The organism is Streptococcus acidominimus (assembly GCF_001921825.1).
In the GTDB taxonomy this organism is placed as follows: Bacteria; Bacillota; Bacilli; order Lactobacillales; family Streptococcaceae; genus Streptococcus; species Streptococcus acidominimus.
This window is the reverse complement of record NZ_MSJL01000019.1, coordinates 1-24,280: the sequence shown is the minus strand read 5'-3', so window position 1 is coordinate 24,280 and position 24,280 is coordinate 1. Positions and strand designations below refer to the sequence as shown.

General features: G+C 40.4%; 21 protein-coding genes. All 21 read right to left on the bottom strand.

Annotated elements, in window-relative coordinates; genetic code table 11:
• Positions 1–14: 14 nt before the first annotated feature.
• On the bottom strand, positions 15–647 hold the full coding sequence (locus tag BU200_RS05270) for an amino acid ABC transporter ATP-binding protein (RefSeq protein ID WP_075099177.1): 633 nt from the start codon (positions 645–647) through the stop codon (positions 15–17).
• Between the two features lie 8 nt (positions 648–655).
• Complete coding sequence (locus tag BU200_RS05265) at positions 656–1,297, bottom strand: amino acid ABC transporter permease (protein WP_075099176.1); 642 nt, start codon at positions 1,295–1,297, stop codon at positions 656–658.
• Positions 1,298–1,759: 462 nt separating this feature from the next.
• Positions 1,760–2,998, bottom strand: coding sequence for a cytidylyltransferase domain-containing protein (locus tag BU200_RS05260; protein WP_075099175.1), 1,239 nt, complete (start codon positions 2,996–2,998; stop codon positions 1,760–1,762).
• 11 nt (positions 2,999–3,009) lie between these two features.
• Entirely contained in the window at positions 3,010–3,639 is a 630-nt protein-coding gene (locus BU200_RS05255; protein WP_075099174.1) for an acetyltransferase, read from the bottom strand.
• 10 nt (positions 3,640–3,649) lie between these two features.
• Entirely contained in the window at positions 3,650–4,783 is a 1,134-nt protein-coding gene (gene neuC, locus BU200_RS05250; protein WP_075099173.1) for a UDP-N-acetylglucosamine 2-epimerase, read from the bottom strand.
• Positions 4,784–4,785: 2 nt separating this feature from the next.
• Positions 4,786–5,802: an N-acetylneuraminate synthase gene (gene neuB / locus BU200_RS05245; protein WP_075099172.1), complete on the bottom strand. Its 1,017-nt coding sequence runs from the start codon at positions 5,800–5,802 to the stop codon at positions 4,786–4,788.
• Positions 5,802–7,199, bottom strand: a complete 1,398-nt coding sequence (locus tag BU200_RS05240; RefSeq protein ID WP_075099171.1) for an oligosaccharide flippase family protein — start codon at positions 7,197–7,199, stop codon at positions 5,802–5,804. Before BU200_RS05240 ends, neuB begins: the two co-directional genes overlap by 1 nt.
• Entirely contained in the window at positions 7,189–8,100 is a 912-nt protein-coding gene (locus tag BU200_RS05235) for a glycosyltransferase family 52 (protein WP_075099170.1), read from the bottom strand. The genes BU200_RS05240 and BU200_RS05235 overlap by 11 nt, the downstream gene beginning before the upstream one ends.
• Before the next feature lie 40 nt (positions 8,101–8,140).
• Positions 8,141–9,301 carry an O-antigen ligase family protein gene (locus BU200_RS05230; RefSeq protein WP_075099169.1) on the bottom strand — a complete coding sequence of 387 codons (1,161 nt, stop codon included), beginning with the start codon at positions 9,299–9,301 and terminating at the stop codon, positions 8,141–8,143.
• Between the two features lies 1 nt (position 9,302).
• On the bottom strand, positions 9,303–10,271 hold the full coding sequence (locus BU200_RS05225) for a glycosyltransferase family 2 protein (RefSeq protein ID WP_075099168.1): 969 nt from the start codon (positions 10,269–10,271) through the stop codon (positions 9,303–9,305).
• Positions 10,272–11,225, bottom strand: coding sequence for a glycosyltransferase (locus tag BU200_RS05220; protein ID WP_075099167.1), 954 nt, complete (start codon positions 11,223–11,225; stop codon positions 10,272–10,274). It lies immediately after the preceding gene.
• Positions 11,216–11,671 (bottom strand): acyltransferase, encoded by a 456-nt coding sequence (locus tag BU200_RS05215; protein WP_158015105.1) that lies wholly within the window; start codon positions 11,669–11,671, stop codon positions 11,216–11,218. The genes BU200_RS05220 and BU200_RS05215 overlap by 10 nt, the downstream gene beginning before the upstream one ends.
• Positions 11,672–11,760: 89 nt before the next feature.
• Entirely contained in the window at positions 11,761–12,606 is an 846-nt protein-coding gene (locus tag BU200_RS05210; protein ID WP_075099165.1) for a glycosyltransferase, read from the bottom strand.
• Entirely contained in the window at positions 12,603–13,823 is a 1,221-nt protein-coding gene (locus BU200_RS05205) for a DegT/DnrJ/EryC1/StrS family aminotransferase (RefSeq protein WP_075099164.1), read from the bottom strand. The genes BU200_RS05210 and BU200_RS05205 overlap by 4 nt, the downstream gene beginning before the upstream one ends.
• 8 nt (positions 13,824–13,831) lie before the next feature.
• Complete coding sequence (locus BU200_RS05200) at positions 13,832–14,521, bottom strand: sugar transferase (protein WP_209307160.1); 690 nt, start codon at positions 14,519–14,521, stop codon at positions 13,832–13,834.
• A 2-nt stretch (positions 14,522–14,523) separates the two neighbouring features.
• Entirely contained in the window at positions 14,524–16,326 is a 1,803-nt protein-coding gene (locus BU200_RS05195; RefSeq protein ID WP_075099163.1) for a polysaccharide biosynthesis protein, read from the bottom strand.
• Between the two features lie 466 nt (positions 16,327–16,792).
• On the bottom strand, positions 16,793–18,250 hold the full coding sequence (gene cpsA, locus BU200_RS05190; protein WP_075099162.1) for an LCP family glycopolymer transferase CpsA: 1,458 nt from the start codon (positions 18,248–18,250) through the stop codon (positions 16,793–16,795).
• Between the two features lie 223 nt (positions 18,251–18,473).
• A complete protein-coding gene (locus BU200_RS05185) occupies positions 18,474–19,892 on the bottom strand; it encodes an alginate O-acetyltransferase AlgX-related protein (protein ID WP_075099161.1) in 1,419 nt (472 codons plus the stop codon).
• 17 nt (positions 19,893–19,909) lie between these two features.
• Positions 19,910–21,352 carry an MBOAT family O-acyltransferase gene (locus tag BU200_RS05180; protein ID WP_158015103.1) on the bottom strand — a complete coding sequence of 481 codons (1,443 nt, stop codon included), beginning with the start codon at positions 21,350–21,352 and terminating at the stop codon, positions 19,910–19,912.
• A gap of 436 nt (positions 21,353–21,788) precedes the next feature.
• Entirely contained in the window at positions 21,789–23,777 is a 1,989-nt protein-coding gene (uvrB, locus tag BU200_RS05175) for an excinuclease ABC subunit UvrB (protein WP_075099159.1), read from the bottom strand.
• Positions 23,778–24,145: 368 nt separating this feature from the next.
• Positions 24,146–24,280 (bottom strand): transposase (locus tag BU200_RS05170; protein WP_211268957.1); only part of this gene is annotated, 135 nt, incomplete at its 5' end.

The window sequence follows — 24,280 nt, the reverse complement described above, 5'->3', positions numbered from 1 at the left end:
TGCTGGTAAGCACTCTAATGTTTAGGCTCAATCTTAATAATCTCATCAGCAATATTTTCAGCAAATTGCATGTCATGAGTGACCACGATTTGCGTAATGCCAGTCCTGCGATTTTCAAGAATCAGCTTCTCCACTTCTTTTCGTAACTCTGGGTCAAGGGCTGAAGTTGGTTCATCATAACCAATCATTTCAGGATCAATCATCATAGCACGCGCCAAGGCGACACGCTGCTTTTGCCCACCTGATAAGGAGTGAGGGTAGGCATCTGCATGACCAGCTAAACCGAGAGTTTCAAGTAATTGACGGGCTTTGCTTTCAGCCGCTGCACGAGAAGTATCCTGCGTTTTAATGGGCGACAAGATCAGGTTTTCCAACACTGATAAATGCGGGAATAACTGAAAATCTTGGAAAACAAAGCCCAACAAATGTCGTTTTCTCAACTCCTCTAATGGCAGTTCTTCTCCATTATAAATCAGCTGTCCCGAATCAATCGTTTCAAGACCTGCCAACATCCGCAGCAAGGTTGTTTTCCCACCGCCAGACTGACCAACAATGGCAACAATTTTTCCTTCGGGAATTAGGAGGTCATAGTTGGAAAAAATCTGCTTATTAGCAAAGCGTTTGGAAAGATTGCGTAATTCTAACATAAGACCTCCTATTTATAATAATCAAATTTTTTCTCAATCTTATTGGCAACTAGGGTCACAAGTCCTATCATTACCAAGTATAAGGCTCCTGCAATAAACATTGGTGCTAGACTAACATCACGGTTAGCCGCTGTCCGACTAGCAAGAAGCAAATCATTCACTCCGAGCGCATAGATTAAAGAGGTGTCTTTGACCAAGGTTGTCACTTCATTGAACACACTCGGTAGAACGATTTTTACCACCTGAGGCAAGACGATATAACGAATGGTCTGTACGGGCGTGAATTTCAATACTTTTGCCGCCTCATACTGACCGGCAGGAATTGCCTCAATCCCTCCGCGGAAAATTTCCGAGAAATAGGCAGCATAGTTCAAGGTAAAGGTAATAATCACTGCAGGCATTCGATCAAAGGTGATGCCCACGCTTGGCAAGACATAGTATACAAAAATCAACTGGAGCAATAAGGGAGTGCCTCGCATAATGAGCACATAAAAGTTCAGAAACCAAAGCAAGGGCTTAAAGGGAACCTTCATCAAAAATGCAACAAGTGCCCCCAGAGGAAGAGACAGGAGCAAGACAAGTACAAAGACTTGCAAGGATACCAAAGCTCCACTTAGTAAGCTTGGTAAAATTTCAATCATATATCCCATAATCTCCTCCAAAATAGTAATTAACCCCTAGTATAGCAGAAATTTCAGAAAAATAAAAGACATTTTTATGTATTTTTATAAGATATTATGCAATTTTATGCCATTAAATTGCACTTACTTTTTATAGTATAGAAAAATCAATATCTAGCTTGTCAGGAGTAGCAAATTTAGAGGGATACTCTGTGAAAAAGAGCCATGATTGTTCCAGTTTTAACTGCTTACAGCTACGCCTCCCTTTCGAGAGGCACAATTATGTCACTAGAGTCTTCGCTCGCATGTAATTTATCGAGCCAAGCTGACAAAGGGGCACTTTGACCTGCAGAGAGCCAAAAAAGAGAGAACAGCTCGTTCTCTCTAGCTTAGCTTTTCTTCAAGTCTGATAGTTGCTATCTTCAATATAGCTGGTGATTAAGGCTCTTACCACATCAGTCTTATCAGCAAGCTTGACAAGTCCGACAAAGATTAAGATGGATTGATGAACTGGATTAGATCCTCCAAGAACTGTTGGCTTCCTTGCTCGTTAAAATGAAGGCCATCAGAAGTATAGGCAAATTTCAAGTGCCCCTCATGTGAAAGTGTCTGGTTGACATCTAAAAAGGGGATAGCTTCCTTAACACAGTAGTCTTCTAACCACTTATTGATCTCTTCTACACGACTGTTATCTACACTATCTCTAAATAAGGCATAGGCAATACTTGTCACAAAAATTGAAATATGCCGCTCCTTGAGTGTTGTAAACAGGTTTCGGTAATTTCTCTTGATCTCCTCGATACCATAGGATGTAATAATATCATTGATTCCTAGCGAAACTAGAACAGAAGAAATCGGTCGCTGCAAAATCGTATCACTGTTTTCTACTACTGTTGCTAGGGTTACTCCTCCTATACTTAAATTGGTATAGGAGGGGAGAGAAATAGGGAGGAGACGACTATCGCCTAAAATAATATTGCTTTCCCAGTCTGATTCTAAAAATTGCTGATAGAGCATGCGATAATTGGACTTGCTCCTATGCTCGCGTTTTGCATAATCAAAATAGATACTGCCGATAATTTTAAGAAAATCTTCTCCATCATCCACATCTACTGAGGAAGTTTTATCCATTAGATAGGCCTTGGTCTTTGGTGAAAAGTAGGTCTTATAGTTTAGATAAACAGCCTTTGAAGAAATGTAGATAGCGCCATTTGGCATGTATAATTTTTTAGGATCATTTTGCCGCCGGTAATTGCCTCCCACTCCAACGATATCCTTGGCATAGCCACTTTCATCAAGTTCTGTAAATAAAATAGGAGATTTATCTACTTTCACAAAACTGACAACATTCTCTACATCTTCCCGTTCATACATCTGTAAGGCTTCTCTAATATGAGCGCCTGTTCGTAAAGGAGAAGTGACTTGCAGAAGGACAAAGACTTGGTCATCATCAAATTCTTTTAAAAAGTCTTCGTTGACCTCGTAAGATGTCGTTGTGTCTAAGGCTAATTCCTTAGACCTTAATAGAACCTTTATACCCTTTGTTTCGCAAATTTCCTTGTAAAGAGGGGAGTCGGTACTAACATAAATATCTTCCTTAGCAAAACAGCCTGATTCAATAGCCGCATCAATAGTATGGAAGATCATTGGTTTCCCATCTAAAAATAACATGTTCTTATTTGGCAGACCTTTAGAGCCCGCTCGAGCTGGAATGATACAAACTGGTTTCATCTTCTTCTCCCTTATTTTATCTTCTTAGCAGGAACTCCCACATAAGTCCCTGATTCCAAAATCGACTTAATCACAACTGTCCCAGCTCCTAATACTACATAGGGAGCAATTGTCAGATTTTGAATGATGATACTACCACTACCAATATAGCTCCCCTCACCAATGGTACAAAGACCGTTGATCGTTGTTCCGGGAGTAATATTGCAATGGCTCTGAACTAGGGAATGGTGCTCAACGATAGCGCCCGTATTGATAATACAGTTATCATAGATTTCAGAGTCCATACCAATAAAACTACTAAAACCAACAAAAATCCCTCTTCCTTTGATACTATCCTGTGAAAAAATATTGGCCTGCTGACTGATAATATTGATCAAGCAGCCGTAGTAATGTTCAGCGATTTGATCAAAAATTTCTTTTCTTTTAATGTTATCACCGATTGTGATAAAGACACAGTCCACTATCTTTTCTCTTAAAAAAGCAATGATATTAGAAGTATCACTAAAGACAGGATAGCCTCTATATTCCGTAATCTCCTTATCGTCAAAATAGCCCACAAACTCGTACTCTTCTTGGTCAATCCAAGGCAATACGCCATCCGAAAAGCTACCTGCTCCAATAAAGGCTAATTTCTTTTTCATATTCAGTCCTCTACATATCTGAAAATATTTTAACTACCTGACCATTATTTTTTTCCAGATAGTCTAAAATAATCGCAACAGCCTTATCCGAAGAATGATCCTGTTCATAAGGATTGCTATAATCCTCAACAGCCTTCATTTGTTCTAAGCCGATTAGAATATCTTCCATATTCGGTCGAACGTCAATCACACTTTTCCCTCTTAGGCGTCCTAATTGACGATTCCCAATATTCAAAGTTGCCACCTTTAAAGACGGAACCTCAATCAATCCCGAAGAAGAATTACCGATCAACCCTTTAGAATGCTTGATTAAAGAATGATACCCTTGTGTCGTTAGAGAAGTAAACTGATGACAATTCGGGTGTTGATGTAGGTAGTCCCTGATTAAATCATGGATACTATCTGAACCTGTGTCAGAATTTGAACCGATAAAAATACACTGCTGCTTCACCTTATCCAAGGCCTTTAATAATTGCTGTACCTGCTCCTCTACGCGACCGTCCTCTAAGGTTACTGGGTGGAATAGAACGACATAGTAGTCCTTTTCTAATGCTATCTGTAAGGTCTGCTCTAATTCTGCTCTGGTTAAAAATGTTTGGGCTAAAACATTTTCAACCCCTAGGGCGCCTATCGTATGAACCTTTTCTTCTTGTTCCCCTAATTGAAGCACTCGCTTACGAAATTCATCACTTGCCACAAGGTGAAGATGAGACATTTTGGTAATGGCATGGCGAATAGACTCATCAAAGTTGCCCAATGTTTTTTCCCCACCATGGATATGACAGACAGGAATATTATAGATTAACGCAACATTGGCTACTGGCAGCATTTCATATCGATCGCCCAAGATGATGATTAAGTCATAACTATTCCGTGAAAAAATGTCCCCCAATCGTCCTGTTAAGAGAGACATTGATTGAACGATCGTTTCTTTAGAGGTATCCTTTAAATCGAGGGGAACTTTTATCAATTTAAAACCATCAGCCTCGATTACCTTATAGGTATACCCATACTTTTCCTCTAGGTGCATGGCTGTTGCGATCACTTCCAGCTGGATATTTGCTTGAGCATCTAACTTCTTCAGCAAGCTCCTCATGATACCATATTCTGCTCGTGAGCCCGTAACTACACAAATTTTCTTCATTTTTACTCCTGCCAATCAAAGTCCGAATGCTTGATCAACTCATCCTCTATGAAATCATATTCACTCCTTTGCCCTAGCACGTCATACCAAGACATTGGAGAGATACCATTCCCTGGACGTTTCACTGTAATATTTTCTTCTGTGAAGCGTTCTCCCTTTTGGATCGGTTTCTTGGCAATAATGGATTTTCGAGCAACAATCTTGTTCTTGATTTCTACTGCAACAGGTTCTTTTACGTCGCTTCCTAATGATTGCTCAATCACACGTACCCCTGATACCAATTTTTGCAGAACATCTGGTGTCGCACTCGCTTTATGATCTGGTCCCGGCATGTTCTGATCCAAGGTAAAATGTTTTTCAATCATTTCTGCACCTAAAGCTGTTGCCGCAATCGCTACTTCATATCCAATGCTATGATCCGAAAAACCGATCTTATATCCCTTAAATTCTGCCTGTAATGTAGACAGCACTCGTAAATTTAAATCTGGATACTTGGTTGGATACTCTGTCGTGCAGTGCAAGATTGTGATATCACTTGTTCCATTCTTTTCTAAAATATCTACTGCTTGATGGATCTCCTCCATTGTAGCCATACCTGTTGACAGAATAACCTTCTTCCCTTGCTGACCAATCTTTTCTAAATAGGGTAGGTTGGTAATTTCTCCCGATGGAATTTTATAAACAGACATTCCTGTTCCAATTAAAAAATCGAGCGATACATCATCAAAGGGAGTCGAAAAAACATCTACCCCTTTTTCCTGACAATAATCTCTTAATTCTAGGTACTCGTCAAAACTAAGCTCCAACTTCTTCGTCATCTCTAGCTGACTATCTGCCTCGCCTGTTGTCTTTTTTTGGTAGTCTGCCTTAGGAGCAAATTTAGAAATCAATAAATCTGCTTTAAACGTTTGGAATTTGACTGCATCAACGCCACAGTCAACAGCAACATCTACCATTTTTTTCGCCAAATGAAAATCTCCATTATGGTTACAACCAATTTCTGCGATAAGATAAACCACTATTTTTTCTCCTTCTTAGCAATAAATTTTAAGATATAATCTTTGTAATAATAGGCATAGCCCAATAGGACGACCAAGCCTATTGACCAGCGTAGCCAGAGCCACTGGCTAAAAGTTGTCATTATCATGGCATAAACGAAACTTACCATAACGAATACTAGATAGGTCTTTTCACTAACATCTTTGTATCCATATTTTTTCTTAGAGACCAGATGGTGTAACAACAATAGGAAAAAATAAGATACTAGGGTGGCATAGGCGGCTCCATTGATTTCAAACAGTGGGATGAAGACTAGATTCAATAGGAAGTTCAGTCCCGCTGCCAATAAAGTACCTAGTGGAATCATTCTGGTATCCGCATAATAAAACTGAATATTCACTGGAAAGGTGTAAAGAAACACAAAGAAATAGCTGATGACGATCAAGGCAATAAAACTATTCCCCTGCTGATAAGCTGTCCCGCCTAGTAATAAGGAAAGCTCTGGGAAAATGGTTAAATATCCTAGGGTTAAAAATAGACCAATCGATAGATATTGTAAAATCACCTGTTGCAAATTTTCAGATTGTTTCTTCCGGGCTTCAAAGAACCATGGCACCCATGCAGTATTTAGACTTCCTAGGACAATCTGAATAACTAGACCAACATTGTAGCCAAAACTATATAGGGCCACTTCTTTCGTCGTCATCAACTTGCCCAGCATAATCCGATCCAGCTGATTTAATAGCTGATGACCTACATTATGAAAAATCAAGGGAAGGGATACAGCTAAGATAAAGCGAATATACTTTCTATCTAGTAGTGGCTCCCCTCGGCTATACAAGAAAAAGATTGCGATGAGCGCCACTAGCAGGCTAGGAGCAAAATTACCAATTACCCGAGCAAGAAAGTCATCTTCCAGCCGATAGATAAGTAGGATCGAGAGGATCGTATTTAAAATAGCGCTGACAGCTGAAAAAAACAAGGTCGCTGTTGCTTTTTGATCCTGAATAAAATATTGTCCTAAAAAACTAACGACATACTGAAAGTAGCTTTGACTAACTAAAACAAGGGTCATAGTCGGGCTTAATTCTAACACCAAGGCAAGATAGTCCCGAACAAAGGTAGTCAACAGGAGCACAACAATAAAAAAGATATTGGAAAGGGTAAAGGCGCTCACTGCATAGCGATTATATTCCGCTTCCGAATACTTAACCCTAGCTGAACTTAGGGAACCTGCTGTTTGTAAACCGATAAAGAGCGAAAACAAGCTGACCCAAGCCAGATAGAGATTAAATTTCCCGTATATCTCTGGAGAAATGATACTAGTATAAATAGGCAAGGTGATAAAAGCTAATCCTTGAATCAGTAAATTTCCCAATGTAAAGATAAAACTTGATTTAAATAACTTACTTTTCACTCATCTTCCCTTTCATATCACACAATACTATTTTCTCACCCACACAGCTTAGATACTCCAAGGCTGTAGAAGAGTGAGTAATCCCTGTATCAAAGTAATAATTTCCTACAAATTCGTATAATTCCATAGGCACATCTTGCCTTAAGAAAACAACATCTTCTATGGCCGAGTAATCTATCTCGTCTCTAGGATGAACCTTAAAATAGATTGTCCTTTCCTGCTTATAGGAATCAACGATCTTTTGATAGAAGGCAAGCTGCTTTTCAGCTGTTTCAAATCCAGCTAGCCCATCCTGATAAAGGGGCTGTGTCAATACCAAAAGAGTGTCTTGGGAACGGACCTCGATCGGTTTCACTGCAAATAAGGATAGCAAGCGCTCCTTTTTAAGGTCCGAGAGGTTTGAAAATAATGCCAGCCTTGGTACTTCCTTACACTTTTTCCTGCGCTTGTCCGTATCCTTTAGTACCTCTAGGCTATTCAATTCTATTTGCTTAACATATTTACTATAACCTAAAGGTAGACTGTTCCTAAAGATACAATGGTAAATCTGTCTTAACCTAGAAAATGATTCTGGATAAGAGTGATAAGCATAGTAGTTATAGCCATCTTCAATAAGAGAATAGGATTGTTTATTACTCCGCAAATATTGCCCAATATAGGTCCAATCATTAAATAGGTAAATCTCATCAAAATCTTGTAAATCATATTGAGCATAGTCCGTACAGTCTTTGGCCTCAAAGAAGACAAGACCTGTATAATTTAGCTTCCTCAATCTCTTCACTAAAAGCTCCCTATCACTAATGGTATCAAACAATAAAAGATGGCTATCTTCACAAAAATCTAAGTGACACATGGTAATCAATAGATGATAGACTGTGTGACAAATATATAACTTTTTCATTCTCCCCCATTCATTGAATATACTAAGTGGTTAACTTGTCCTATTCGCTGTGTTCTAGTTTTCCTTGTCTGATGCTAGTATCTGCTTTACCTACTATTACGAAATAAATGAGCGGAATAATAAAGATCAAGGAGGTATTTGCTTCGATCAATATCATTGAAAATACAAAAGCAAAAATCATTCCTATATAATCCTTTGATACTTTTAGCAATCGACTAAAGATCTGCAGGAGTTGCCCTATAAACGCAATAGTACCGACAATACCAAAATGGATCAAGTACACTAAGAAAGAATTATGGGCTGTCATGCCCTGCTCAAACTTACTAAGCAATCGAATCGGAGCCACCATTCCTTGTCCCAGAATAGGTTTCTCTAAGAAAATCTCGAAGCCCAATCTCCACTCACTAAAACGTCTAATATTGCTTCCATCAGTCATATAGGATTTTGCAAAGAACCTCTCTCGTAATTCATTCGGAATAAAAAAGAGAGAAAGGAGCAGAATGCCTATAAAAATCAAAAGTTGCTTGAAAGTAATACCTTTTTTGGTAATCAACTTATACAGTAGTACCAGAATAATCGGTACAACTGCTCCCCGAGAGCCCGTCATGATGATGGGAATACTAATCATGATCCAGACCAGCAGATAGATTTTTTGCCCCTCTAAAAATCGATAGAGGGCAATTAAATTCGGAATAATTAAATAGGCTGCTGTGAAGTTGATGTCATAGAACTGCTGGTCGTCAAAAAAGATACCATATCTCAAAAGATTATATTCTTCGTAGGGAAGTCTACGCTGAACGAGCATCACAACCGAGAAAATAAGGGCAGAAAGTAGATAGGATTTTGTCAACCATTCCACTTGCTCTTTCGAAAAGGAAACTGCTGTTACCAACAGTAAGGTCACAAGAATGAGACCATAGGCTTTTAAGGCGTCTACATCATAGGGGCGAGTAGCAGCTGATAATAAAACCATCAGGAGCGGTAGGCTATAAAGCACTAAGTCACTGCGTTTTAGATCAAATTTGAAGTGATTCACTGCAATATAAAGTGCCGCTACAACCACCGCTAAAAGGAGAAAGAGGTAATAGGCTCCTAGATGAAAAAATTTTGTTCTAGCTGCTATCAAGCCAACCATATTCAATGATAAGGCAAGTGTCACTATCCATGAAAGATATAGTGACCGATTCATCCAATATTTCATTCTAGCTCCCCCTTGTTAATAACGAATGACTATATGTCAAGCACCTTAACAGTCCATAACTCCTATGATGTACTGCTCTTAAAAATACTTTTTTGCTAATCCCTAATGAATGCTTATACTGATTATGATACCAATTTGGATATTTTTCGACAAAGCGGTCTACAAACTGGAAAATCGAGGCAGGATTCTCTCCTGATTTGATGGCATTTAAAACAGCTCCATATAAGACGATCTTAATCCCTAGGTGTTCCACTTCTTCTCGAAATTCGCTATCACAGTTTTCTTCAATAAAAGAAAAAGCGTCTAGCATATCGTGCACTGTACGAATAGAAACCGCATTAGATAGCGAATTTTGCCGTTGATAATAGTAATAAGTCGGTCTTCTTAATAGATTGATCTTCTGCGCCTGTAACAAAATAATAGGTACCAAGGCAGCATCTTCACAATTATATAAATGAGGTATGGATAACTTCTTGAGAAGTTCTGCTCGGATAACCATTGACCAAAGAGCTTGTGAAGCAAAAGCGATGATCTCTTTTTTACTAGAAGAATGGCTCAACTCCACAGGTAGAGCTACCTTTATGACACGCTTATCATGATAGAACTTATAGTGTTCACTTAGGACAACATCACTATCATGTTCAGTCAGGACTGTCATAGTATTTTCTAAAAAATCTAGTGTATACCAGTCATCTGAATCTAGGAATGCTACATAATCTCCTGTCACTAAGGAGATCCCAATATTTCGCGAATCTCCCGGACCAGAATTCGTCTCTTTCTCAATTATTCGATAAGATATAGAAGACTTCTCCAAATATTCAGAAGCTACCTTGACTGTATTATCTGAAGAAGCATCATCTACCACCAATAGTTCATAGACGGGATAGGTCTGCTCCAGAACTGACTGCAAACATCTCTCAATGGTCTCTTCGCTATTATAAGTTGGTATAACAACTGAAAATTTTACCATCTAAGTCCTCCCTACCTTTCCTATTGATTCAACAGCTCCACGTTTAAAGTAGCCGATTAACCAATACCGTAATCGTGCACTGAACGATAGTCGTTGACAATACGCCAATCGCTGCTCTATTTTCATATTGCTCAATTTATAGTGTCTCACTACTCCAAAATACTGGGTCAACAGACAACTTTCCAAAGCCTTACTTTGAATTTGATTCTTTTTCTCGTATTCTAGGAGCCTATCAATAATATACAGTTTATTTAGACCATTGATCCTATTTAAGCTATTAGCCATAATAGAATTAGCTCGACTACGATAAAGGTAAAATACATAGGGATAATATTTAACAAGTCCAGCCTTCATAAAAGCAGTAAAGGTAAATAGGACATCTTCATGCAGTAGACCGTCTAAAAAATGCAGATCATTCTCTCTTAGGAAAGAGTGCTTATACAAATTTGCCCATGCTTCTACTCTCACATTATTAGATACAGGTTCTAGAAGGTAATCTGCCATTACTAAGCCCGACATTTTCTCCTGCAATCTTGGATGGGAGAGACGCCTCTGAATACTTTTACTTGTAGAACTTTTTCCGTCAATAAGATAATAGTATTCTCCCAGAGCAATATCCACCTGATCCGCTTGAGCTCCACGTAATAATAATGCAATCTTAGCTGCTTCTACGACATCATCACTATCCACAAATAATACATAGTCCCCCTTAGCGACCTGCATCCCACTATTTCTAGCAGCTGATAGCCCTTGATTATGCTGATGGACAACTCTTGTCTTCTCAGCATAACGTGCTGAATAAGAAACTATGATACTTTCGCTAGAATCTGTTGAACCATCATTGACAAGAATCACCTCATACTGGATAGTATCATCAAGTTGATACACACTATCCAGACATTGGGAGAGGTAATCTTCCACATTATAAATGGGTATGATAATGCTTAGTTCCATTCCATCTCCTCTTTGATAACCATTCGTTCTGGAGCTGTTAATAACAGTTGCTTCTTCTCTTCTGCTGTCAAATGGTCGACATTAAATCCATATTTCTCTACATAAGCAGACGAGTCTGAAATCGGTTTGATGATTCGAGCAGGATTTCCTGCAACGATAACATTATCTGGAATGCTTTTGGTGATGACGCTACCTGCACCAATGATAACATTGGAACCAACCCTTACTCCCGGTAGAAGAATGGCTCTAGCACCGATAAAGGTATTGGAGCCTATTTTTATCTTACCAAAAGTATCTGTATAAGCTGCATCTAGCTTACAAATACTATTGTCATGGGTAATCAACTGCACTTCAGTCGAAATGGTGACATCATCCCCTATTTCAATCAGGTAGCTCTCTGGCGTGGTGATATCAGAATAAATCTTACTATTTTTGCCAATAAGCATTCCCTTTTTTCTAAAATAATGGTTTAGTATCTCTGGGTCTCTTCCCAAAAGTACATATTTTATTTTTGTCAATAAATATTTTAAGTTCATCATTCTACTGCTTTGCTTCTGAGTAATTTCTCAAAAATAAGGGCACGTAGTTGAGGGGGTACCAGAGCAACTACCACCTGAATAGCAACTGTCTTATAGTAGTCGAATCGACTAATAAATCCAGTCTCTAGGATCTTTCTACGGCCATCACAATATTTTTTCAAATAGGCCAGACCGCCGCGTCTTTCAATCATACCAGCGCCTGTCCGAACATCCACCAGATACTCATCAATGTTCATTCCCTTAGCACCCGAGAGTAACATTCTGACCCAGAGCATATCATCCTCCATCAAGGGCGCATCCTCATAGTTTCCAGCTTTCAAGACACTACTTTTCTTAAACATCACCGTTACATGATTAAAGGCACTCCGACTTTTCTGATAGCGCATAATCTCATCATGATTTAGTGGAACCTTACGAACTGCATTGGGATGCTGAGGATCTGTATCAAACTCTCGAATATGACTACCACAGATATCTAGATCCGGATCCCTCTCAAAACAAGCGATCTGCTTCTCGAATCGTTCTTTACCTGCAATATCATCTGTATCCATCCGCGCAACCAATTCATAACGACAATGTAGCATCCCCTCTCTTAGCGCCAGACCTAGACCAACATTTTTCTCCAAAGGCACTCGCTTGATTAAGCCTGGGTATCGTTCTTGATAGGAATCCAACACTTGATAGAGTTCTTGAGAAAGTGGGCCATCTTCAACAATGACCCATTCTGCTGCCGGCCTTGTTTGACTTAATAGACTGTCAAAACACTCCTGCAAATAAAGAGGGTTTTCTTTGACGTATAACGAGAGTAAGACACTAAACTTTTTATCTACTTCCCCTATCATACATTTCCTTTCACACTCGCTACGATCTCTTTTAGATTGTCTGTAATATATGCCACATCCTCATCACTCAATTGGGTGTGAAGGGGCAAGGTGAGAGTCCGTTCAAAATAGTGATATGCATTGGGATAGTTCTGAATGTCAAATCCCATGTTGGCATAGGCTGTCAAAAGCGGTAATGGCTTATAATGCACATTGCAGGCGATACCGGCTTCCGCCATTTTCTCAATGACTTGGTTGCGCTCTTCTATCGTAATACCTTCAATATGGGTAATGTAGAGGTGCATAGAAGAGGTGTAGTCCGTGTGGATATGCTGCAAGGAATGGATCAGTGTGCCTTCAAATGCCTGATGATAGGCTGCGACAATTTCCGCTCGCCGTGCCAGCAATTCTTTGTAGCGTTTCAATTGAACGAGACCAATGGACGCCATAATATCGGTCATATTGCATTTAAATCCTGGAATGACAATATCATACTCCCATGACCCCAACTTGGTCTTTGCCAAAGCGTCTTTCGTCTGTCCATGCAGCGAGAAGATTTGAAATTGCCGATACAAGTCTTCATCATCCAAGTTAGGATGAGATTTCCATGTTACTGCTCCACCTTCTGCCGTTGTCAAATTTTTTACAGCATGGAAAGAAAAAGCCGTAAAGTCTGCGACATTTCCAATTTTTCTCCCCTTATAGGAAGCACCCAAAGCATGGGCGCTGTCTGACAATACAACAATCCGCCCAAAGACTTCTTGGAGGGGAGAGGCTGCTACAAATTTAGAACGATGGTTCTCTACAATCTCATAGATCCGATCATGGTCACAGGGAATCCCTGCTAATTCAACCGGAATAATGACTTTGGTCTTATCCGTAATTGCTCTTTCTACCGCAGCATAATCCATTTCAAAATGATCTGCTTGAATATCGACAATCACAGGGGTTGCACCGACATGTTCAATAACACTACATGATGCCGTGTAGGTCATGGCAGGAACAATGACCTCATCTCCATGCCCCACCCCTAGCACGCGCAATACCAACTCCAAGGCTGCAGTAGCTGAATTTAGGCAGACTGTTTTATTGGTCTCGGTATAGTCTGATAATGCTTGTTCAAATTGTTTGGTCTTTGGTCCAGTTGTAATCCAACCTGAACGAAGGGTATCTACAACCTCTGCAATTTCTTCCTCTGTAATATCAGGAGGAGAAAAGGGAATATTTTTCTTTTTCATTATTGATCTCACTTTACTACTTTAACGACTGTCTGCACCATAATCCGAAGATCATTCCAAAATGAAAAGGTGCGAATATAGTCTAAGTTATACACCATCTTAGCAGGCAGTACTTTCTGCACATAGGCCTCATCAGCAGTCATCCCCAGCGCCATGTATTTTTCCATCAGCCTATCTTCGTCTTTATAGGCAATACTAGCTGGTGATGTAATGCCTGCTGGCAATAGCAAGGTCGCATTCATTTCATCAGTGTAACAGTTCGTATATTTTTCAACCTCTGGTCTCACGCCTACAAAGCTCATGTCTCCTGCCAGTACATTCAACAATTGTGGAATTTCATCTAAGCGATACTTGCGAATCAAACTTCCTACTCGCGTGATACGGCTATCATTTCCAACCGTCACCAAGCTACCTTTTTTATCGGCATCTGCTACCATTGTCCGAAATTTATAGATTCTGAATTTTCTTCCATGTTGGGTTATTCGCTCTTGGCGATAGAAAACAGGTCCCGAACTATCTAATTTGATCCAAATAGCAAAAAACAATAATAGGGGTGAAAATAGGATGATGAGGATCAGAGCCATCACCCTATCAAAGACATATTTGCAAGCCAAATCAACTGTTTTACTTGCAAGAATTGCTCGATAAGGTGCCAGCACGTCCTTTTCATCACTATCCATCAAGATCTCCTTATTCATTCTTACTCCTGTTTTGCAAATTCTAGCAATCTGTTTTTTAGCGTTTCAGAATCATCATCCAACAAGGTGCTGATAAATTCTTCAATTTCTTCTGGTTTTCGATAGGCGACACGTCCCACAAAAATCTTTTCATAGATTTGCTCTGTCGTGCGTTCCTTGGTCGCTAGAAGCTCCTCATATAGCTTTTCTCCTGGTCGAATACCACTTTCAACAATGCCAATCTCTTCTTCTGAATAACCGCTGAGCGAGATAATCTTTTTAGCAAGGTCGAGAATTTTAACAGGCTCTCCCATGTCTAAAATGAAAATTTCCCCACCGCTCATCAAGGCTCCTGCCTGAATGACCAAGCGACTAGCTTCTGGAATGGTCATGAAAAAGCGGGTCATGCGAAAATCGGTCACCGTTACTGGACCGCCCTTGGCAATTTGTTCTTTAAACAGTGGTACAACGCTACCACGGCTTCCCAAGACATTCCCAAAACGAACAGCAGCAAAGCTGGTTTTGCCAGGCTCGTTAAGACTGGTGACGATCATTTCTGCCACTCGTTTGGTTGCTCCCATGATATTGGGTGGATTCACAGCCTTGTCTGTTGAAATCATGACAAATTTTTCAACACCGTATTCCTTGGCTGCTTCCGCCACATTCTTTGTCCCGTAAATATTATTCTTAACAGCTTCTTTGGGATTATACTCCATCAAGGGTACATGCTTATGCGCTGCCGCATGATAGACCCTGTCTGGGTGATACTGCGCCATAATTTGGAAAATCCGCTCCCTATCCTGAATATCTGCAATAATAGGAATGATTTCAATATTATTCCGGTAGCTCATTGACAATTCTTTATGGATGAGGTAGATGGAATTTTCTCCATGTCCCAGAAGCAACATTCTTGCAGGCGAAAAACGAATCAGCTGACGGCAGAGCTCTGAACCAATCGAGCCTCCTGCTCCTGTCACCAAGATCGTTTTGCCCTGAATATTGGAGTAAAGACTGGATTGATCCAGCTCGACTTCTTGACGTCCCAGCAAATCAACAATATCAATTTCACGCAATTTGCTGACGCTCACTTGACCCGATAGAATATCCTCCTGTTTCGGAATAGAATAAACCTTGACCCTTGTTTGTTTACAAATATCGTAGACCCGTGCATATTCGTCCGAATTCAAGGATGGAATGGCGATCACGATTTGCTCGATTTCATAATTCTTGACAATCTCTGGGATTCGTTCCTCTGAACCGAGTACACGAACACCATGTAGTAGGGTTTGCCACTTGACTGGATCTTTATCGACAATACCGATAACATCCATATCTTTAAAGGAACGAATGGCTGTTTTTAAGAATAAATCAGCCCCCTGTCCTGCTCCGACCACCAGTGTTCTTTTAGCCTTGGCGGACTTGTGACCTAATAGATTCATATCCTTAAATTCATAAGTCATCCGCCAGATCAACCGTGAAGCACCAATTAGTAATAGAGAAAAAATATAGCTAAGCAAAATAAAGCGATAGCTAAAGACAATTCTTTGACTAAAGATAACAACTACTGAAACGACATAGCTCAACAAGAGATTCTTTGCCATCTGCCAGAGTGCAATGTAATCTGTAAAACGATTTAGGATGGAATAGACATGTGTCGCATAACCACATATAAGATAGACCAACCAAATCGCCGTCAAGAACACCAACATTCGTTGTAAAGATAGATCGATATAATTATCTAGGAAAAACTGGGTGATAAAACCACTCATATAGATAATTAGGGCATCTACCATAATTAAAATAAAACGTTTTTGACCACGTGTCAATTTGTATTCCCCCTCTTACAGTTTCAGGACATTCACAAAGATACGAGGGCGTTAAGCAACTCCTAGACAAAATAGGCAATTGAAGCAGGGTGGCTTGCACCCAATGAGATTGATCTTTTTGTCAGTGAGTTGTAGCCCGAGTTCAATTAAACAAGATACAGGGCGTTTGACACGAGTTGCACTCGTGTTATTTCCCACCTTCCACAATCTATTCCCAGACTGTGGAAGCAACTCCTAGACAAAATAGGCAACTGAAGCAGGGTGTATTGCACCCAATGAGATTTATCCCTAAAGGGAGCCATAGTAGGTCTGGTCGATTTCCTTACTTTTAAATGAATCGCTTTCAATTTTCACCTTGGAGAGATGCATTCATTGCTTTCTACATATAACGAGTTAAACTTTCCCGCTATTAAAAGAAGGGAAAGTCTAACTTGAACATCCATCTATCTGCTCACACACCTAGTATCTAGTTGCCTGCCATCACGTCTTGAATAGCTGCCTTGGCTGCATTCAAACTTTCCTGATCAACTTCCATCATGTAGAGGGTCGCATCAGGCATGGCATAAGAAGGCAAGCCCATAACACCCGTTCCAGTTAAAGCTTGAGAAGTGACGTTGTAACTTCCGCCAGATTCCAATTGACCATTGATTAAGGTAACCATGGTTTCAAGACTCATATTGGTTTGAACAGAATCTTGAATACCGTTTAGAATCTCATTGTAGTTTTTCAAGACGGCTGGTGAACTTAATTTCTTAATCAAGCCTGCAATCACCTTCTCTTGGTTCTTACCGCGATCATTATCGCCACCTTGTAAAGAATAGCGCTCGCGTACAAATTCCAATGCTTGATTAGAATTGAGATGTACTTCTCCCACTGGGAAGAATGTGCCATCATAGCCTGTAAATTCTTGGTCATTGGTAACATCTACTCCTCCAACCACGTCAATGAGTTTTAGAAAGGAGGTAAAGTTCAAACGAACATAATAGTTTGTCTTAATGTCATAGAGATTTTCAAGCGTATGAATGGAGGCTTCAACTCCATAGATACCTGCATGTGTCAGCTTGTCATTCTGATTATTGCCACCATCTGCGATTGGAACATAGGCATCACGCGGGGTGGTTGTCAACAAGACCTTCTTGGTCTTGAGGTTAACTGTCATAATGATGTTAACATCTGAACGAGAAACAGAAGAAATGGGACCGTAAGTATCAATACCACTGACATAAATATTGAACGCGTCACCACTAATCTCTGTACCTTGGACGCTTTCTACCTTTTTGCTCACTTTAAAGGTGTACAGTTTTTTTATTTTTGAAGCATCATAATCTGCGATAATGTCCTCAAAGACACTGTTTAAAACAATCGCTTTTGCCTCTTTATTCATCAATGCTTGATAGGCTGCTAAATAAGATGGGGCAGCGTCTACTGTCAGAGATACTTGCTTCTCTTTCTGGAGACTTTCTGTTAGCTTGGTAATATTTTCAGCATCTGTTCCAGTCGGTGCTAGGACATTCGTTACCTGACTAATATCGGTAATGTCACTATCCGCAAGTACAATGACACTCATTTCATATTCTGAATATTTAGCAGTTGAATTGAGCTTATCAGAGAAGCTCGTTACTTCTCGGATCGCAAACAAGATTGTCCCGCTCATTAGAATAGATAGAATCAAAAATATCAATGTGAAGCGTGGGGCTTTCTTTTTAAGGGATAGTCCACCCAATAGCAAGACAGCAAAACCTAAAATAGCCGGCACTATGATATTCAAATTGCGAAAAGCCAGTAGATGGTAACGATAAATTGCAAACAAAATAAGCACCGTCATGACCGTGAAAATCGCTGCAAGCACACGATTCACTATGCTAAGTTTTCCACCCTGCTGTTTTTCTTTGTATCTTGTTGTTCTTCGCGAACGCTGTTCCATTTTTTTACCTCCAAACTGGTCTTATCACTACTATTCAGTATAGCACATTTTTTCTTTTGTCCATCTACAAAACAAGGGGTTTTCCTTAATTGCTATTGAAACCTTTTGTATTTTATCATATTTTACCGTGGTTTGCCACTATTTACTGCTTATTTTATACCAATGCCTCACAGAGAGATCCGAAAACTTCTTTCATAGGACTTCCTCTCCTAAAGAGGCTATCCTAGTGTCCATTACTGTACCAGACAATATATTGATCATCTTGGGCTATCAATTCTATTTTGGGATTTTCTGAAATATTTTCAGAAAGAAGTGTCACTGTATAGCCATTGTCTACTCGCTCCATGTCGTATACTTGTTCATCTAGCATGAACCAGACATGCTGATATGTAGGATTTGTCTGCCAGTCAATCTTCGCCAAGGCCTTTCCTTTCTCTATCCTGATGTCATTGGTAGGCAAGGGCAATCTTGTTGTAGACGCATCTGTATAGCTAATAGAAGAAAGTGGCGGATTCATAGCTAATTGTTTCATCTTATCATACTGGAAGTAGTCGTTTGAGAATGTATATTCAGCAACTTCCAGAATCACCATATCTGGCCTAAAGATATTGTAGTAATAAGGAAAGTTCAAAATATTTTGATAATCATGAACAGCGATATATTCACCGAAAGCATTCGCTAGATATTTATAGCCGAATTTATTCATATAGCTCCCCTGAAACATGAGAACCCGTGGAAACTCTTTGTTACTGTGTGATAGATTTTGATAGTAGGCAAAAGCCTGATAAGCCGGATCTAACTGTAACTCATCTTTGAACAGTTCTGTTTTACTTGTTACAATATCTTGGATAGGGAGCCGAATAATCGGAACCGATTCATGGATAGGAAATTGCGAAACAGGTAAGGAGCTTTCCAACTGACTGGATACTTCAAAATCTTTCAGTTGATTCATCTGTACACTCGGAAAGTCCTGTTTTACTTCAGATAAAATAGCGTTCGTTCCATAGAAAGCCCCTAGGTCATTCCAATGATTGGCGTCATATTTTTGATTGAAGACGACATTGCCTCGTTCCGTTTCTTTCCGCAGAGTGATAGTATTGTCTACATAGCAAACCTTTCGCTGATCAAGAGCAGCCAGAAAATTTTCTACCCAATCGCGATTATAGTCAATACCAGCAGGAATGTATTCTGGTAATACAGCAGGTTTGGCTGGATTTAAGACAAATAAGAAAGGAATGTTTCTTTCTTCACAGTACTCTTGAATACTTTTCACCATGTTGGCGAACTGCTCATGGTAGTCATCATATTGATAGGCAGGTGTCGTCAGACCAGCGCCAAAGACATAGCCTTCTTTTCCATATCGATAGCTTGGATGAACCATTTTCCCAAACAAGCCATCATTCAAAATCGTATAGGCTAAAATCATTTCATCGCGAAAACCAATTCGGTCATTTACATATTCTTCTATATTATGGGTAAGATCTGCTTCACTATCTTTCAGTAATTCTTGTGAAAATGAATTTTCAGCTAACATTCGGTTATCAATCTCGGAGGAGATATGGGGAGCCGAACGAAAGGTGACGACCGGGATGAGTATGATGAGTGAGAATACAATGATCGTCAGAATTTTTATAATTTTCATCAATATCTCCGCTTCTTTTAATATTGGAAATAGATAAATGGACTATAAGTAGAATTTATCATGAATAGGATAGCCACGATAAAAATAGCAAGTAAGATGCACTCTTGAAGTAAATAACCAACGGTTGTAGAACGAAGAGCTGTGTAAGATTTTTTCACTTTCTCAGAGCCCAATAAAGTTGCACCTACTATACCGATCACAGTAAGTGAAATAATCTTGAAGTCGTAGTAATACTGCCATGTATAAGCGATTGGCTGACTCACTCCCTTTCCAACGACCGCTTTCAAAACCGTTGCGACATCAGAAAGATTTTGAAATCTGAAGAATTGCCACGAAAGGAGAATGATGACCATTGTCACAATGTATTTGACCGCAGCTGGCGCTTTTTGGACATACTTATGATCGTGAGTAAGGCGCTCAATGACTACAAACAGGGCATTGATGCCTCCCCAGAGAATGTAGTTCCAGCCCGCTCCATGCCAAATACCGGTAACAGCAAAGACAATGGCTAGATTGTAGAGCGTTCTTTGCTGCCCCTTACGGCTTCCACCTAGTGAAATGTAGATGTACTCCTTAAACCATGTTCCTAATGAAATATGCCAACGTCTCCAAAATTCAGAAATGGATAGGGAGCGATAAGGGAAGTTGAAATTCTCTTTACATTCAAAGCCGAAGAGTTTAACGAGACCAATGGCAATATCAGAATAGCCCGCAAAATCGTAATAAATTTGCAGCATGTAGAGCAAGAGGGTGCCAAATGCTGTCAGCTGATCCATGGAATGAATAGAAATTTGAGCCAAGCAAGCACCGAAAGTATCTGCTAGTATAACTTTTTTAGCAAAGCCAATCATGATCCGATTAAGACCTTCGGTAATGGAGGTCAAGGACATGCGACTCTGTCCAATCTGCCCTTGAAACTCTTTCCATAAAATAGTCGGCCCCGAAATTACTTTTGGGAAAAAGGAAAGGTACAAAAGACAGTCCAGAAAACTCCCTGCTGTTGCCTGTCCTCTGTATATATCTGTCAAATAGGAAATACTAGAAAAAGTAATGAAAGATATTCCTAAAGGAGCCAGCAAGGACTTAAAGGGAAGCTGATCACCGAATAGACTGTTCCAAGACTGAATCAGAAAATTGGAATAATTGAAATAAATCAAGGGGAAGGTCACTAGGACTATCCCAATCCATAATGGAAAGAAACTTAGATATAGCCTCTTTTGGTTCGTGGGAGATTGATAAAGGGTCAGATAGAGACCTTTTGCTCTGCTAGTTGCAATCCATACACCCATTACATAGACGACAACGATGTAAAAGAATAGGCGAAAGACATTATCGAATGACGACCACATGTAAAAAACAAAGCTACTTCCTATCAGAAACAACTGATTGAGCAATCGGATGTTTGGTAGGAGGCGCAAGCCCTTGATCGAAAGGATGGCATTTGTGAACATGTAGCCCATAATAGCGAGCGGGAAGAAAACGAACAAAAATATTTGTGTTGAAAACAGCATGTTAAAGCCTCAATAAATGATTAAATAATAGTCTACGATACACTATTGAATGTACCCAATTTATTATGACAGTTACCGCATTAAATGTCAAGTCTATTATAGCATTTTCTTATAACCAAAGCAGGAGGATAGGTGTCACGAGTACCACTCCTTTTGTCTCCAGCCTCTCCCTAGACTACTGAAGCAACTAAGGTAGGAAGAGAAAGTCCTGCTTCCTAGTGAGTTCCGCACAAGGCAACTAGACTGGCACGCTGACGAGTCAGAGCCCCAGAGAGTTTGCTCCGCAAACTTCTATTTCTCACTTCAAAATAGCTCTTGCTGTAAGCTGCTGAAACGGAAGCCCTGCGCTCTCTTTTGCATTGCGCTAGACCTAGACAGGCTTATTTTAATCCAAGGCCTTTATTTCCAAAATCATATCGCGGATTTGAGCGGCTAGTTCAAAGTCTAAGAGACCCGCTGCTTCCTGCATTTGCGCTTCTAATTTCTTCACCATATCACGGCGCTCTTGCTTGTTGAGGCTTTCAATATCCACCTTTTCTTCCTTATCCGGAAGGACTGCTTTTGTCACGCTAATCAAGTCGCGGATTTCTTTCTTGATGGTCTGCGGAATAATACCGTGTTTTTCATTGTATTCCATCTGAATCTGACGACGACGAGCGGTCTCATCCATAGCCCGCTGCATTGAGTCGGTGACTTTATCTGCATACATAATCACGTGGCCTTCGCTATTGCGGGCTGCCCGTCCAATGGTCTGAATCAAGCCGCGTTCGTTGCGCAGGAAGCCCTCCTTGTCTGCATCCAGAATAGCCACTAGGCTCACTTCTGGCACATCAATGCCCTCCCGTAAGAGGTTGATTCCGATAAGAACATCAAAGACGCCTAAACGGAGATCCCGAATAATCTCTGTCCGCTCCAAGGTCTTGATGTCACTGTGCATATACTTGACCTTGACTCCCATTTCTTTGAGATAGTCTGTCAAATCTTCTGCCATTTTCTTGGTCAAGGTGGTGATAAAGGTTCGCTCTCCCTTTTCTACGCGAGCGTTAATCTCACCTAGCAGGTCATCCATCTGTCCCATGGTAGGACGAACTTCAACTTCAGGATCTAGAAGCCCTGTCGGACGGATAATCTGCTCGACAATCGTATCTGTCTGTTCTGCTTCATAGTCTCCCGGTGTCGCAGACACATAAACAATTTGATGAACATGGCTTTCAAATTCCTCACGGCGCAGCGGTCTATTATCCAAGGCACTCGGCAGGCGGAAACCGTAATTAACTAGCATCTCTTTACGCGAACGGTCACCGTTATACATCCCTTTGATTTGCCCCATTGTCATGTGGCTCTCATCAATCATGATTAGGAAATCTTCTGGAAAGAAGTCAAGCAGGGTGTAAGGTGGCTCACCCTCACTCCGCCCGTCCATGTGGCGAGAATAATTTTCGACCCCATTGGTGTAGCCCATTTCCCGTAGCATTTCAATGTCATATTCTGTCCGCTGTTTGAGGCGCTGGGCTTCGAGAAGTTTCCCCTCTTGTTCAAAGATCGCCAGTTGTTCCGCCAACTCTGCCTGAATCTTGCTAATGGCTGTTTCCATATAGTCATCACTGGTCACAAAGTGGGTCGCTGGGAAAATCGCCAAGTGATCCACTTCTCCTAAAACGTGACCTGTCAAGGCCTCAATTTCTCGGATCCGATCGATTTCGTCACCGAAAAATTCCACTCGAAAGGCATGCTCATCCCGACTGGCTGGGAAAATCTCTACCACATCACCACGGACACGGAAGCGCCCCCGCTGAAAATCAATGTCGTTGCGTTCAAACTGGATATCAACGAGATCATTGAGCAGTTTGTCCCGTGAAATCTCGAGACCCGGTCGTAGGCTGACTACGCTATCTGCATACTCCTTGGGCGAACCCAAACCGTAGATACAAGACACTGAAGCCACCACTATTACATCATTGCGCTCGAGAAGGGCAGATGTCGCTGAGTGGCGGAGTTTGTCAATCTCATCATTGACCGAACTATCCTTTTCGATATAGGTATCGCTTGACGGTACATAGGCTTCTGGCTGGTAATAATCATAGTAGGATACGAAATACTCCACCGCATTTTCAGGGAAAAATTCCTTAAATTCACCGTACAGTTGCCCCGCCAGTGTCTTGTTGTGGGCAATGACAAGAGTAGGCTTGTTGACCCGAGCAATCACTTGGCTCATGGTGTAGGTCTTACCTGTTCCTGTTGCTCCTAGTAAGATCTGGGCCTTTTCGCCCCCCTCGATATTATCGACCAAGGTTTCAATCGCCTCTGGCTGATCTCCAGATGGCTGATACTTTGATACTAATTTAAATTGATTAGTTGTTTTTCGATCAATCATACTATACCTCGCTCTTCTATTCTATCACAAATCATACAGAAAGCCGATTTGGAAATATGGATCGTCAACGTACACAAGAAATCAACCTGCTTCAACTATCGGGAGATACAGTCATTTAATTTATATTTTTATTACTTCGTTAACTCGTCTTGTATAATTGAACTTGGGCTACAACTAAACGAGAGCTTGCTCCGCAAACTTCTATTTCCCTCCTCTAAAGGGAGCCATACCTGTAACCAGTTAATACTCTATAAAACTGGAACAGCTACGTCTCTTTTTTGCACAGCCCGTAGCCAAAATTTAATTCCCAACAAATCTAGTGTTTTTATTCTTTCAAATATTAACAGTCCCTCCCCTGACTGTTATAGTTATTGATTTTTAAAATAGTACAAAAGAGATTCATTTACTGTTTTGCATGTTTTTAAAAGTTCTGTGATTGCTCTCTTCAGATTTGCCCAAGCTTTCTCAATGGGATTTAATTCTGGTGAATAAGGTGGAAGAGG

Excerpts from the sequence above, each read along its gene's own strand:
- BU200_RS05255 (WP_075099174.1), bottom strand. The coding sequence starts at position 3,639 with ATGAAAAAGAAATTAGCCTTTATTGGAGCAGGTAGCTTTTCGGATGGC.
- BU200_RS05265 (WP_075099176.1), bottom strand. The coding sequence starts at position 1,297 with ATGGGATATATGATTGAAATTTTACCAAGCTTACTAAGTGGAGCTTTG.
- BU200_RS05200 (WP_209307160.1), bottom strand. The coding sequence starts at position 14,521 with ATGAATAAGGAGATCTTGATGGATAGTGATGAAAAGGACGTGCTGGCA.
- BU200_RS05230 (WP_075099169.1), bottom strand. The coding sequence starts at position 9,301 with ATGAAATATTGGATGAATCGGTCACTATATCTTTCATGGATAGTGACA.
- neuC (WP_075099173.1), bottom strand. The coding sequence starts at position 4,783 with ATGAAGAAAATTTGTGTAGTTACGGGCTCACGAGCAGAATATGGTATC.
- BU200_RS05215 (WP_158015105.1), bottom strand. The coding sequence starts at position 11,671 with ATGCTTATTGGCAAAAATAGTAAGATTTATTCTGATATCACCACGCCA.
- BU200_RS05225 (WP_075099168.1), bottom strand. The coding sequence starts at position 10,271 with ATGGTAAAATTTTCAGTTGTTATACCAACTTATAATAGCGAAGAGACC.
- BU200_RS05270 (WP_075099177.1), bottom strand. The coding sequence starts at position 647 with ATGTTAGAATTACGCAATCTTTCCAAACGCTTTGCTAATAAGCAGATT.
- BU200_RS05185 (WP_075099161.1), bottom strand. The coding sequence starts at position 19,892 with ATGAAAATTATAAAAATTCTGACGATCATTGTATTCTCACTCATCATA.
- BU200_RS05220 (WP_075099167.1), bottom strand. The coding sequence starts at position 11,225 with ATGGAACTAAGCATTATCATACCCATTTATAATGTGGAAGATTACCTC.
- cpsA (WP_075099162.1), bottom strand. The coding sequence starts at position 18,250 with ATGGAACAGCGTTCGCGAAGAACAACAAGATACAAAGAAAAACAGCAG.
- BU200_RS05205 (WP_075099164.1), bottom strand. The coding sequence starts at position 13,823 with ATGAAAAAGAAAAATATTCCCTTTTCTCCTCCTGATATTACAGAGGAA.
- BU200_RS05260 (WP_075099175.1), bottom strand. The coding sequence starts at position 2,998 with ATGAAACCAGTTTGTATCATTCCAGCTCGAGCGGGCTCTAAAGGTCTG.
- BU200_RS05210 (WP_075099165.1), bottom strand. The coding sequence starts at position 12,606 with ATGATAGGGGAAGTAGATAAAAAGTTTAGTGTCTTACTCTCGTTATAC.
- uvrB (WP_075099159.1), bottom strand. The coding sequence starts at position 23,777 with ATGATTGATCGAAAAACAACTAATCAATTTAAATTAGTATCAAAGTAT.
- BU200_RS05235 (WP_075099170.1), bottom strand. The coding sequence starts at position 8,100 with ATGAAAAAGTTATATATTTGTCACACAGTCTATCATCTATTGATTACC.
- BU200_RS05180 (WP_158015103.1), bottom strand. The coding sequence starts at position 21,352 with ATGGGCTACATGTTCACAAATGCCATCCTTTCGATCAAGGGCTTGCGC.